The sequence below is a fragment of the Novosphingobium sp. genome (assembly GCF_027486195.1).
Lineage (GTDB): Bacteria > Pseudomonadota > Alphaproteobacteria > Sphingomonadales > Sphingomonadaceae > Novosphingobium.
On the sequence record NZ_JAIXPP010000129.1, the window covers coordinates 1 to 12661 of the forward strand.

Genomic DNA, 12661 nt, shown 5'->3' on the forward strand with positions numbered 1-12661 from the left:
ACGCTGCTGCCGAGCGACTGGAAAATGCGGCTGATGTTGGCGTTCTGCAGCCCGAAGGCGAGCTGGATGCCGAAGAAGCCGAAGCTCACGTTCCACAGTCCCCAGAAGGACTGCTGCGGTTTTGGGCGGGTTTTCACGCGGTTTTCGGCTCCCCCATGCGCCGTGGTGCGCAGGCATTTGCTTTGTTTTCGCGAGCCAACCCTAGGGCAGCGCGCCCCCACGGGCAGCAATGCATACGAATGTCATCCATATGCTGCGCATTTTCATGCACCGATGCGCTAGCCGCCGGTGCTGCCGCGCACGACGAGCCGGGTCGGCAGGAACGGCGAGGGCGGGGGCTTGTCCTCGACTTGCGCCATGACTGTCTCGACCAGGGCAACCCCGGCATGGCGCATGTCCTGCATCACCGTCGTCAATGGCGGCGAAGTGAGGCTTGCTGCGGGGATGTCGTCGAAGCCGACCACCGCAACATCGCCGGGAATGCTGAGGCCAGCCTCGGCCAGCGCCCGCATCGCCCCGATCGCGATCAGGTCGCTTGCTGCAAAAACGGCGTCGAAGGGTTTGCCGCTCTTGAGCAGCTTGCGGGCGGCCTGATAGCCCAGCTCCTCGGAGGAAATCGCCGGCACCACGAGCTCGGGATCATGCGTAAGGCCCGCGGTCTCGACCGCCCGGACAAGCCCCTCGTAGCGGTTCTTGAACTCGGGATAGTGACTGTCTGCCTGGCCCAGGAACGCGATTTTCCGGCGTCCGCGCGCCAGCAGATGCTCGCCCGCCAGCCGCCCCGCGCCGAAATTGTCGGAGCCGACCGTCGCGCCGATGGTGTCGGGCTCCACCGCGCCCCAGCGCACGAAATGCGCGCCGCTGCGCACCAATTGGCGCAGCCGGCTCTCGTAGAGGGTGTAGTCGCCATAGCCCAGCAGGATCAGCCCGTCGGCGCGGTGACTGTCCTGATAGCGCTTGTGCCAGTCATCATCGAGCCGCTGGAACGAGATCAGGAGATCGAGCCCGCGCGCCGCGCAGTGCCGCGTGATCGAACCCAGCATTGCCAGAAAGAACGGATTGATGCCGGATTCGTCCGGGGTCGGATCCTCGAAGAACAGCAGCGCCAGCGTGTTGGACCGCTGCGAACGCAGCGAGGACGCGTTCTTGTCGACCGTATAGCCCAGCTGGCGGGCAATCGCCTCGATCTTCTGGCGCGTGGCAAGGCTGACCGACTTGCTGCCGCGCAGCGCCCGGCTCACCGTCGGCTGCGAAACCCCCGCCAGATAGGCGATGTCGAAACTGGTCGGCTTGTTGGACGGCCTGCGGCCCATCGCGTGCAACCTCCTCCACGCCGCCGCGGTTTTTCCCGCACGGTCGGCATGCTCGTAACCTACGCATGGAAATGCATGGATGCAATTGCCCCCGTGGACTCAGTGCCTTCAGCCGATCCGGCAGGGGCAGAGCGTGACAATTCAGCCTCACCGAAGTGCGCTAAACCCCCGGAATCCCGATGGTATACGTATGCCATATTCGTTCGGAACCGCTCCGGTTCTACCCAGCATCGCGTACTGAAGGCGGAAAAACCGCGTTCCGACAACGTCGAGGCCACGATTTGGCCGCATGGGGGAGATCTGATTTCCATGGCTAAGCACACCCTTTTTACGCTCGGCAGTTCGGCGATCGCGCTGACCGCTGCCGCTCTTGCCGCGCCTGCCTTCGCGCAGGAAGCCGCTCCGCAGGCCGCTGCCGAAGCGCCCGCTGCCGATGATGGTGCCATCGTCGTCACCGGCTACCGCGCCTCGCTGAATGCTTCGGCCTCGATCAAGCGCGTTGCGCCGACCATCGTCGAAGCGCTTTCGGCTGAAGACATCGGCAAGCTGCCCGACGTGTCGATCGCGGACTCGCTCGCCCGTCTGCCCGGCGTCACCTCGCAGCGCCTCGAAGGCCGCGACCAGCGCCTCTCGATCCGCGGCCTTGGCCCGGACTTCGGCACCACCCTGCTGAACGGCCGCGAGCAGGTCACCGTCGGTGACAACCGCGGCGTCGAGTACGACCAGTACCCGGCCGAATTCTTCAAGAACGTCGTCGTCTACAAGGCCCCGACGCCGTCGCTGGTCGCTGCCGGTATCGCCGGTACGGTCGATCTGCGCATGCTGCGCCCCCTGGCGCAGAAGGACCGCATCATCTCGCTGCAGCTGCGCGGGCAGATGAACGGCGCAAAGAAGCTCAACCCCGATGGCAGCCGCTATGGCTACCGCGCCTCTGCGGCCTATGTCGACAAGTTCGCCAACGACACCTTCGGTATCGCGATCGGTCTTTCGGCGACCGACGCGCCTTCGCAGAACGAGCGCTACAACGCGTGGGGCTTCCCCAACAGCGGTTCGACCGGCGGTGCGCTCCTCCTTGGCGGTGCAAAGCCCTACGTCCAGTCGAACAAGCTGCAGCGCTACGGTGCGGTTGCAACCCTCGAGTATCAGCCGAACGACAACTTCCATTCGACCCTCGATGTGCTCTATTCGCACTTCAAGGAAACCCAGATCCTGCGCGGCATCGAATTCCCCATCGCTCCGGACTGGGGTTCGGGCGCCACGGTCGCGCCGGGTTACAAGGTTGACAACGGCTTTGTCACGGAAGCGACGATCTCTGGTGTCCACGCCGTGCAGCGCAACGACCGCAACCGTCGCGAAGCCGACAACTTCTCGGTGGGCTGGAACAACCAGATCAAGCTCAGCGACAAGATCAACCTGAACGTTGACGCGGCCTACAGCATGGCCAAGCGCACCGACGACCTGCTCGAGACCTACACCGGCACCGGCTATGGCGCGACCGGTCCTTCGGACACGCTGAAGATCTCGGCCAATCCCAACGGCACTTTCGATATCGTCCCGACGCTCAACTACGCGGACAAGTCGATCTTCGGCCTGACCGATCCGCGTGGCTGGGGCTACAACGGTACCAAAGCCGTCGTGCAGGCCGGCTTCCTCAACCGTCCGAAGTTCAAGGACGAGCTGATCTCGCTGCGCGCGGACCTCGATGGTTCGATCGAAGGCGCTGGCCCGGTCTCGGGCTGGCAGGTCGGCGGCAACTTCAGCCGCCGCAAGAAGACCTCGGCGTTCACCTCGTTCTTCCTCTGCCCCAAGGGCCCGGGCAGCAACTGCTCGGTGGACAGCGGTACGACGAAGTTCGCGCCGATCCCCGATCAGGCCGTCATCGGCACCGTGCCGCTGGCGTACCTCGGTGTGCCGCAGATGCTCGCGCTCGATCCCGTCTACCTCGTCAACAACTCGCTGGCGTCGGTCTTCGACAATCGCCCGGTCTCGCTGGTGCGCGACAACACCGTCACCGAGAAGGTGTGGACCGCTTATGGCATGATCAAGCTTGATGGCGATGTTGGCGGCAAGAAGCTGACGGGCTCGATCGGTGTGCAGGCGGTCTACACAGACCAGAGCTCGACCGGTTCGATCTCGAACTTCGATTCTGCCACCGGCACCGTTCTCGTCGTTCCCGCGACTGGCGGTGACAAGTTCTGGCGCGTCCTGCCGAGCGCGAACTTCTCGCTCGAAGTTGCCAATGCGACTTACGTAAAGCTGGCCGCCTCGCTCAGCATGGTGCGTCCGCGCCTTGACCAGGAGCGTGTGAACCAGGAGCTGAACTTCAACATCCAAAACCTTGGTTCAAATGATCCGACCCGGCCGTTCTTCCAGTCGAACGGTGGCAACGCGCGGCTGCGCCCCTATCGTTCGGCCAACGTGGACGTCTCGGTCGAACACTACTTCCCCAAGGGCGGCTATGTCTCGCTGGCGGGTTACTACAAGAAGCTCACGGACTTCGTGAACCCGCAGCGCAACCTGCCGTTCGACTTTGCCAGCGTGGCGGCGTCGCTTCCTGCGGAAATCCGCAGCCAGCTCGCGACGACGATCGGTGTCGTCTCGCAGCCGCTGAACGATGGCGGTGGTTCGCTCAAGGGTGCGGAGTTCACGCTCTCGCTGCCGTTCTCGCTGGTTTCGCCTTCGCTTGACGGCTTCGGCTTCTATGGCAGTGGCTCGTACACCGACAGCACGATCCGCCTGAACAGCGATCCGACGAACGCGATCACCCTGCCGGGCCTGTCGGATTGGGTGGGCAACGCCTCGCTCTACTACGAAAAGCACGGCCTCCAGCTGCGTGCCTCGTATCGCTACCGCTCGAAGTTCCTCGCCGAGGTCGCCGGTCTTTCGGCCAACCCGACCTACCGCACGGCGAAGGCGGAAGGCATCCTCGACGCCCAGATCGGGTATGACTTCCAGCCCGGTTCGGCGCTTGAAGGCCTCTCGATCCTGTTCCAGGCGCGCAACCTCACCGATCGTCCGTTCATCACCTACCAGAACAACGATCCGCGCCAGGTGATCGACTATCAGCGCTACGGCCGCGACTTCTACGTGGCGGTCAGCTACAAGTTCTAATACCTATGCGGGGTTCGGGCGGATGGCTTGCTGCAAGTCCATCCGCCCGGTACCTTCCGCCGATGCCTGAAACCAAGAGAACACGTTGGCAGGCTGCCGGGGTTCCGGTCAGCCGCGCCGAGTTCGCCGTGCCTGCCATGTCTGCCACTGGCCGCCCGGCGCCCACGTTCACCATCCGGACCGCCCCGTCATTCGGGCTACAGGGAGCCTGCCATGAGCAGCACTGAGACCAGCGGCAGCGCGAGTGACTCCGGTCCTGTGCGCATCGTCGTGGCCGGCGGCGGCACGGCCGGTTGGATGGTTGCAGCAGCCTTCGGGCACTTCCTTGATACCGGCTTCACCGTCAAGCTCGTCGAATCCGAAGAGATCGGCACTGTCGGCGTTGGTGAAGCCACGATCCCCCAGATCCGCATGTTCAACCAGGCGCTCGGCATCGACGAGGACGCCTTTATCCGCGCGACGCAGGCGACCTTCAAGCTGGCGATCGAATTCGTGGGCTGGGGCGCGCCGGGCGAACGCTACATGCACGCCTTTGGCGATGTTGGTCGCGATGTCGGCCTTTGCGCCTTCCATCATTACTGGTCGCGTGCGCGGCGGCTTGGTTTTGCTGGACCGGCGGGTGACTATGCGATCAACGATGTCGCCGCACGCGCGGGCCGGATGCATCGCGGCAATCCGCTCACCAGCCGCAACATCCCCGAAATGCCCCACGCATTCCACTTCGATGCGGGGCTTTATGCCGCATTCCTGCGCAAGTTCGCCGAAGGCCGCGGCGTAACCCGCCGCGAAGGCAGGATCTCCGAAGTCCGGCAGGATCCGCTCGGCGGCGATATCGGGTCGCTTGTCCTCGCTTCGGGGGAGGAGATAGCCGGCGACCTCTTCATCGATTGCACCGGTTTTCGCGGCCTCCTCATCGGCGGCACCATGGGCGCGGGTTATGTCGACTGGACCAACTGGCTGCCCTGCGACCGCGCGCTCGCGGTGCCGAGCGGGCGGGTGGAAGACTTCACGCCCTATACCCGCGCCACCGCGCACACGGCAGGTTGGCAATGGCGCATTCCGCTCCAGCACCGCACCGGCAATGGCCGCGTCTATTGCAGCGCTTTCACCTCGGACGACGAGGCGGCGGAAAGCCTGCTTGCCCACCTCGATGCGCCCGCGCTTGCCGATCCACGTCCCATCCGCTTCACCACCGGCCGCCGCACCGAGGCATGGCGCGGCAACGTGATCGCGGTCGGCCTTTCCAGCGGCTTCCTCGAGCCGCTGGAATCGACCAGCATCCATCTCATCCAGTCGGCCATCTCGCGCATCCTCAAGTTTCTGCCCGGCAAGGACCAGACCCAGGCCGCGCGCGACGAGTACAACCGCCAGTTCACGTTCGAGATGGAGCGCATCCGCGACTTCATCGTGCTGCACTATCATGTGAACCAGCGCCCCGAACCGTTCTGGCAGGCGGTGCGCGACATGGCGCTGCCCGACAGCCTCGACGAGCGGATCGAGCTGTTCCGCGCCAACGGGCATATCTTCCGCCATGGCGACGAACTGTTCGGTGAAGTGGGCTGGTTCCAGGTCATGGCCGGGCAAGGGATCTTGCCTGAGCGCAGCCATGCGCTGGCCGAGACAATCGACGAAGCCGATCTCAAATCCTACCTCGAAACGCTGAACGCGCTCTACGCCCGCGAAGTCGAGCGCTACCCCAGCCACGCCGATTTCATCGCGCGCCACTGCGCCGCGCCGCCGCTCAATCTGGGTGCGGCTGCATGAAGCGCTCGGTGCGCCTCGCCGCGCTGGTCGCGCTGGCACTGGCGAGCGTGCCGGCCCGTGCCGATGTGCCGCTCGAGGCCGTCCGCGCGCGTCCTGCAGCCGGCGAGGTTATCTATTTCCTCCTGCCCGACCGGTTCGAGAATGGCGATCCTGCCAATGATCGCGGCGGTCTCAAGGGCGACCGGCTGAAGAGCGGGTTCGATCCTGGTTCCAAGAGCTTCTATCACGGTGGCGATCTCAAGGGGCTGATCGGGCGGCTCGATTACATCAAGGGCCTCGGTGCGACGGCGGTCTGGGTCGGTCCGGTGTTCAAGAACAAGCCGGTGCAGGGGGCGCCGGGCCAGGAAAGCGCGGGCTATCACGGCTACTGGATCACCGATTTCACCCGCATCGATCCGCACTTCGGCGCGAATGCCGATTTCAAGGCGCTGGTCGATGCCGCCCATGCGCGCGGGCTCAAGGTCTACATGGACATCATCGCCAACCACACGGCGGACGTGATCCAGTACCGCGAGCAGGGCGGAGCGGTTCCCTATGCCTATCGCTCCCGCGCGGACTATCCCTATTCGCGCCGCGGCGGCACGAGCGGCCCGGCCAGCAATCCCGGTTTTGCCGGCGATCAGGATTCCTCGTCCGCCAATTTCGCGAAGCTCACCGATCCGGCTTTTGCCTACACGCCCTTTGTTCCCGCTGGCGAAGAGCACGTGAAAGTGCCCGAGTGGCTCAACGATCCCCGGTTCTACCACAACCGCGGCAACACCACCTTTACCGGCGAAAGCAGCCGTTTCGGTGATTTCGTCGGTCTGGATGATCTGTTCACCGAACACCCGCGCGTGCGCGAGGGCATGATCGCTATCTATCGGCAATGGATCGAGGATTTCGGCATCGACGGTTACCGGATCGACACGGCGCGCCATGTCGATCCCGGCTTCTGGCAGGCGTTCATTCCGCCCATGCTTGAAGCTGCCAAAGCCAAGGGCATCCCGAACTTCACGATCTTCGGCGAAGTCGCGCGGGAAGAGCCGAGCAACGGTTTCATCGCCCAGTACACCCGGCGCGATGGCTATCCGGCCGTGCTCGATTTCGCGTTCCAGGCCTCGGTCCGCGCGGTGCTGGGGCAGGGCAAGGGCACCAGCGTGCTGGCTGACCTGTTCGATGGCGACGTGCTCTACGAAGGCGGCGAGCAGGCCGCGCTTGCGATGCCGACCTTCCTCGGCAACCACGATATGGGCCGCTTTGCCTCGCTTGTCCGCCACGATCGCCCCGGCATCGGTGAGGCTGAACTCGAAGCGCGTGTGCGCCTTGCCCATGTCATGCTGCTCACCCTGCGCGGCTCTCCGGTGATCTACTACGGCGACGAGCAGGGCTTTGTCGGCGACGGCAACGACACGGATTCGCGCGAGGACATGTTCCCGAGCAGGACGGCAAGTTACCTCGACAATCCCGTGCTTGACGCGACCCGCCCCGCAGATACCGACCATTTCGATCCCGCGCATCCGTTCTACCGCCTGATCCGCGATCTTGCCGCCCTGCGCGCCGCGCACCCGGCGCTTGCACGCGGAAGGCAGGTCGTGCGCGATTATGCGGAAAAGCCCGGCCTGTTCAGCGTCTCGCGCTTCGATCCGGACACCGGCGCGGAATATCTGATCGCCTTCAACACCTCCGATGCGCCGATCCATGTGGCGAGCGTGGTCGGCGCCTCGGCCGATACGCTTGAAACGCTCTTCGGCGCATGCCCCTCGCGCGTTGCCGCACCGGGCAGCGTGATGCTCGATCTCCCCGCGTTCGGCAGCGCGGTGTGCCGCCTTCTCCCTTCCTCCCCAGGGACCCAGACTACCAAATGACCAAAGCGACCGCCAAGGCCCACCCTGTTCCCGCCGCCCAAGAACTCCCGTGGTGGCGGGGCGCGGCGATCTATCAGATCTACCCGCGCAGCTTCTGCGATGCGAACGGCGACGGGATCGGCGACCTGCCCGGCATCACCGCGCGGCTCGATCATGTCGCCGCGCTCGGTGTCGATGCGATCTGGGTTTCGCCCTTCTTCACCTCGCCGATGCGCGATTTCGGCTATGACGTGGCGGACTATTGCGACGTCGATCCGATCTTCGGCACGCTGGCGGACTTCGACAAGATGGTCGCGCGTGCGCACGAGCTTGGCCTCAAGGTCACGATCGATCAGGTCTATGCCCATACCTCGGACCAGCATCCGTGGTTCGAGGAAAGCCGGCAGAGCCGCGACAACCCCCGCGCCGACTGGTACGTCTGGGCCGATCCGCAGGAAGACGGCTCGCCGCCCAGCAACTGGCAGTCGGTCTTCGGCGGCCCGGCGTGGACGTGGGATGCGCGCCGCTGCCAGTATTACCTGCACAATTTCCTCAGCAGCCAGCCCCAGATCAACGCGCACAATCCGGCGGTGCAGGAAGCGCTGCTGGGCGTGATGCAGTTCTGGCTCGACCGCGGCGTTGACGGCTTTCGCATCGATGCGCTCAATTTCCTGATGCACGACCCGGGCCTGCGCAACAATCCGCCCGCGCCCTACGACGGCCGCCGCCGCACCCGGCCTTTCGATTACCAGCTCAAGATCTACAACCAGTCGCACCCTGGCATTGTCGGCTTCATCGAGCGCCTTCGCAGCCTGTGCAATCGCTATGGCGCGGTCTTTACGCTGGCAGAAGTCGGCGGCGATCTCGCCGAGACCGAGATGCAGGAATTCACCGCCGGTGAGGAGCGCCTCAACAGCGCCTATGGCTTCGACTTCCTCTACGCCGACCGCCTTACGCCGCAGCTTGTCGCTGAAACGCAGGCCAAATGGCCGGATGAGCCGGGCAAGGGCTGGCCGAGTTGGGCCTTCGAGAACCACGACGCCCCCCGCGCGCTTTCGCGTTGGTGCGCCGCCCAGGATGTCGAGCCATTCGGGCGGATGAAGGCTATGCTGCTCGCTTCGCTGCGCGGTAACATCATCATTTATCAGGGCGAAGAACTTGGCCTGACGCAGGTCGAAATTCCCTTCGAGCAGATTCAGGATCCCGAAGCGATTGCCAACTGGCCGCTCACCCTCTCGCGCGATGGCGCGCGCACCCCGCTGCCATGGCAGGCACAAGACGAGCAGGGCGGTTTCACCACCGGCCGGCCATGGCTGCCGCTGGGCGATGACAACCATGGCCGCGCGGTTGACAGGCAGGAGGCTGATCCCGCCTCGCTGCTGCATCTGACGCGCGCGCTGCTCGCGCTGCGCAAGGCCAACCCCGCGCTGCGCACCGGCGATTTCACCGTGCTGCATGCCGCCGGCAACGTGCTGGCCTTCCGCCGCAGCGCAGGAGCTTCGCGCGTGCTCGGCGTGTTCAACATGGGGCACCACGCGGCGCCGTGGCCTGCCGCCGCATCGCCGACGGGCCGTGTTCTCAGCGCCGTCAATGGCGCTGCCCCCGGCACCCTGCCGCCTTTCGGCGCCCTGCTGATCGAGGAATGACCAGACCCATGTTCGATCTGACCCGCAAGGCCGCGCTTGCGGCACTGGCCGCTGCCACACTGATCCCGCTCACCGCAGAGGCGCAGACCGCGCCGCAGAAGGCTGTTGTCAGCGCTGCCTCGCCCGATGGCAGCCTTGTCCTCACCGTCACCACCGATGGCAGCGACTGCCCGGTCTACTCGCTCTCGCGCAAGGGCAAGCTCCTGATCGGCGCCTCCAAGCTCGGCTTCACGCTGACCGATGGGCTCAATCTCGTGCGCGGCTTCCGCATCACCGGTTCCGAAACCGCGAGCGCGGACAGCACTTGGGAACAGCCCTGGGGCGAGCGGCGCTTCGTGCGCGATCATCACAACGAAGTGCTCGTCCGCTTCGAGCAGAACACGGACTATGCCGGACGCCGCATGAACGTGCGTTTCCGCCTGTTCGATAACGGCTTCGGCTTCCGCTATGAACTGCCCGAACAACCCGGCCTCAAAACATTGAAGATCGGTGACGAATGGACCGAATTCGATGTCGCGCAGCCTGGCACTGCGTTCTGGGTCGCGGGTCTCGAATGGAACCGCGAGGAACAGATCTACCAGCGCACGCCGATCGATGCCGTCGCGACCGCGCAGACCCCGATCACCATGCGCCTCGATGATGGCACGCACCTCGCGTTCCATGAGGCTGCGCTGGTCGATTACGCGGCGATGTATTTCAAGCGCGCCGAACGCCAACTGTTCCGCAGCACGCTTGCCCCTTCCTCGCGCGGCTCGGCGGTGATCCGCGACCTGCCGTTCAACACCCCCTGGCGCACGATCCGCATTGCCGACAGCGCGGCGGGGCTGGTCGAGAACGATCTCGAGCTCAATCTCAACGAGCCCAACAAGATCGGTGACGTCAGCTGGTTCAAGCCGATGAAGTACATCGGCATCTGGTGGGGCATGATCCGCGGCGACTGGACCTGGGCCGAAGGTCCGCGCCACGGCGCCACCACGCAGCGCGCCAAGCAGTATATCGATTTCGCCGCAAAAAACGGGTTCGGCGGCCTCCTCGTCGAAGGCTGGGACAAGGGCTGGAACGGCGACTGGTTCGGCCACGGGCAGGACTTCAGCTTTACCGAAGCGGTGCCTGATTTCGATCTCAAGGCGGTCACTGCCTATGCCGCGAAGAACAAGGTTCAGCTGATCGGCCACAACGAGACCGGTGGCAACATCGCCAACTACGAAGCGCAGCTCGAACCGGCGATGAAGCTTTACCAGTCGCTTGGCATGCATTCGGTCAAGACTGGCTATGTCGCGGATGCGGGCGGCATCGTCGCCCCCGGCGATGTCCCGGGTGAGACACGCATGGAATGGCACGAAGGCCAGCGCAACGTTCAGCACCACATGAAGGTGGTCGAGACTGCTGCGAAGTATCAGGTTGCTATCGACGCGCATGAACCGGTCAAGGACACGGGCCTTCGCCGCACCTACCCCAACTGGATCGACCGCGAAGGCGCGCGGGGGATGGAATACAACGCGTGGGGCGAGTTCGCCAACGGGCCGGACCACGAGCCGACGCTGGTCTATACCCGTATGCTCTCGGGCCCGATGGACTTCACCCCCGGCATGCTCAGCCTTGAGGGCGCGAACCACGTGCCGCTGGCCTCGACGCTCGCCAAGCAGCTCGGGCTCTACCTCGCGATCTATTCACCGATCCAGATGGCCTCGGACTTTATCGAAAGCCTCGCGGCGCATCCCAAGGAGCTGGAGTTCATCCGGCAGGTGCCGGCCGACTGGTCGGAAAGCCACCTCATCGCGGGCGAAGTGGGGGATTACGCGATCTTCGCGCGCAAGGATCGCAATAGCGAGGATTGGTATGTCGGCGGCGTCAACGATGCGACCGCGCGCGATCTCACGCTGTCGATGGACTTCCTCGACGCGGGCAAGACCTACACCGCCACCATCTGGAAGGATGGGGAAGGGGCGACCTACGCCACCGAAGCCCGCCACAAGATCGCCTACGCGACGCTCACCGTGAAGAAGGGCGACAAGCTCCCGCTCTGGCTCGCCCCCGGCGGCGGCGCGGCGATCCGGCTGCATCCGGGCAAATGATGGTGCGGCGCTTCCTCCTCTTGCTCGTGGCGCTGCTTGTGCCGAGCCTCGCCGCTGCGCAGGAGGATACGGGGCGCCGCATCGAATATACCGAAGTGCAGGCGGCGGGCCTCCCGCCCCAACGCCTCACGATCTGGCTGCCGCCGGGCTACGACACTTCGGCCAGACGCTATCCCGTCCTTTACATGCACGACGGGCACAACCTGTTCGACCTCAAGAACTCCAACTTCAACAAGATCTGGGCGGCGGACAAAGCCATGCTCACGGTCATGGGGCATGGGATCGAGCAACGCATCATCGTCGGCATCTGGGCCCCCGGGAAGGACCGTTTTCGCCAGTATCTGCCGCGCCCGGCCTATGATGCCGCTCCGCCGGCCCTGAAAGCGAAGATGGATGAGATGGCCGGCGGCCCGGTGATCTCGGATGCCTATCTTGCGTGGTTGGCAGGGCCGCTGAAAGGCTGGGTCGATGCCTCCTTCCGCACTCGCCCAGGCCGCGAGGATACCGCCATCGCCGGCTCCAGCATGGGCGGCCTGATGAGCTGCTATGCCATCGCCGCGCGCCCCGATGTCTATGGGCAGGCCGCCTGCGTCAGTTCGCACTGGCCCGCCATCGGCCCCGATACAGTGAAGGGCCTCAATCCCGAAACGCTGGGCCTGTGGACCGGCTTCTTTGATCGCACGCTAGGCGCGCCCGCTGGACGGCGCATCTGGATGGACCATGGCACCGCCACGCTCGATGCCTTCTACGCGCCCTATCAGGAACCCATCGACGCCGAGTTCGCGAAGCTGGGCTGGCAGCGCGGCACTGATTTCGAGAGCCGGGTGTACCCCGGCGCTGAGCACGAGGAGAACGCCTGGGCCGCGCGCCTGCCGGAGATACTGGCTTGGCTCTTCCGGCGCTGAGGGTTGTCCATTCCAACTCGCATA

At 64.8% G+C, this 12661-nt stretch carries 7 protein-coding genes; 6 read left to right on the forward strand and 1 reads right to left on the reverse strand.

Features of this window, described 5'->3' with window-relative positions:
• Positions 1-278: 278 nt before the first annotated feature.
• A complete protein-coding gene (locus Q0071_RS22025) occupies positions 279-1313 on the reverse strand; it encodes a LacI family DNA-binding transcriptional regulator (RefSeq protein ID WP_298174704.1) in 1035 nt (344 codons plus the stop codon).
• A gap of 309 nt (positions 1314-1622) precedes the next feature.
• On the opposite strand from Q0071_RS22025, the gene Q0071_RS22030 reads away from it, so the two are divergent.
• The 6 genes from Q0071_RS22030 to Q0071_RS22055 all read left to right on the forward strand — a co-directional run bounded on the left by Q0071_RS22030 (position 1623) and on the right by Q0071_RS22055 (position 12637).
• The gene (locus Q0071_RS22030) at positions 1623-4424 is read left to right on the forward strand and encodes a TonB-dependent receptor (protein WP_298174706.1); all 2802 of its coding nucleotides are present in this window, start codon (positions 1623-1625) and stop codon (positions 4422-4424) included.
• Between the two features lie 213 nt (positions 4425-4637).
• The gene (locus Q0071_RS22035) at positions 4638-6188 is read left to right on the forward strand and encodes a tryptophan halogenase family protein (protein WP_298174708.1); all 1551 of its coding nucleotides are present in this window, start codon (positions 4638-4640) and stop codon (positions 6186-6188) included.
• Positions 6185-8032, forward strand: coding sequence for an alpha-amylase family glycosyl hydrolase (locus Q0071_RS22040; RefSeq protein WP_298174710.1), 1848 nt, complete (start codon positions 6185-6187; stop codon positions 8030-8032). Before Q0071_RS22035 ends, Q0071_RS22040 begins: the two co-directional genes overlap by 4 nt.
• Entirely contained in the window at positions 8029-9657 is a 1629-nt protein-coding gene (locus Q0071_RS22045; protein WP_298174712.1) for an alpha-amylase family glycosyl hydrolase, read from the forward strand. Before Q0071_RS22040 ends, Q0071_RS22045 begins: the two co-directional genes overlap by 4 nt.
• A gap of 8 nt (positions 9658-9665) precedes the next feature.
• A complete protein-coding gene (locus tag Q0071_RS22050) occupies positions 9666-11732 on the forward strand; it encodes a glycoside hydrolase family 97 protein (protein ID WP_298174714.1) in 2067 nt (688 codons plus the stop codon).
• Positions 11729-12637 (forward strand): alpha/beta hydrolase-fold protein, encoded by a 909-nt coding sequence (locus Q0071_RS22055; protein ID WP_298174716.1) that lies wholly within the window; start codon positions 11729-11731, stop codon positions 12635-12637. The genes Q0071_RS22050 and Q0071_RS22055 overlap by 4 nt, the downstream gene beginning before the upstream one ends.
• The last annotated feature ends 24 nt before the right edge of the window (positions 12638-12661 follow it).

What these genes read in the sequence shown, in the direction of transcription:
- Q0071_RS22025 (WP_298174704.1), bottom strand. Translation starts at nt 1,313, where the DNA reads ATGGGCCGCAGGCCGTCCAACAAGCCGACCAGTTTCGACATCGCCTAT.
- Q0071_RS22040 (WP_298174710.1), top strand. Translation starts at nt 6,185, where the DNA reads ATGAAGCGCTCGGTGCGCCTCGCCGCGCTGGTCGCGCTGGCACTGGCG.
- Q0071_RS22050 (WP_298174714.1), top strand. Translation starts at nt 9,666, where the DNA reads ATGTTCGATCTGACCCGCAAGGCCGCGCTTGCGGCACTGGCCGCTGCC.
- Q0071_RS22055 (WP_298174716.1), top strand. Translation starts at nt 11,729, where the DNA reads ATGATGGTGCGGCGCTTCCTCCTCTTGCTCGTGGCGCTGCTTGTGCCG.
- Q0071_RS22030 (WP_298174706.1), top strand. Translation starts at nt 1,623, where the DNA reads ATGGCTAAGCACACCCTTTTTACGCTCGGCAGTTCGGCGATCGCGCTG.
- Q0071_RS22035 (WP_298174708.1), top strand. Translation starts at nt 4,638, where the DNA reads ATGAGCAGCACTGAGACCAGCGGCAGCGCGAGTGACTCCGGTCCTGTG.
- Q0071_RS22045 (WP_298174712.1), top strand. Translation starts at nt 8,029, where the DNA reads ATGACCAAAGCGACCGCCAAGGCCCACCCTGTTCCCGCCGCCCAAGAA.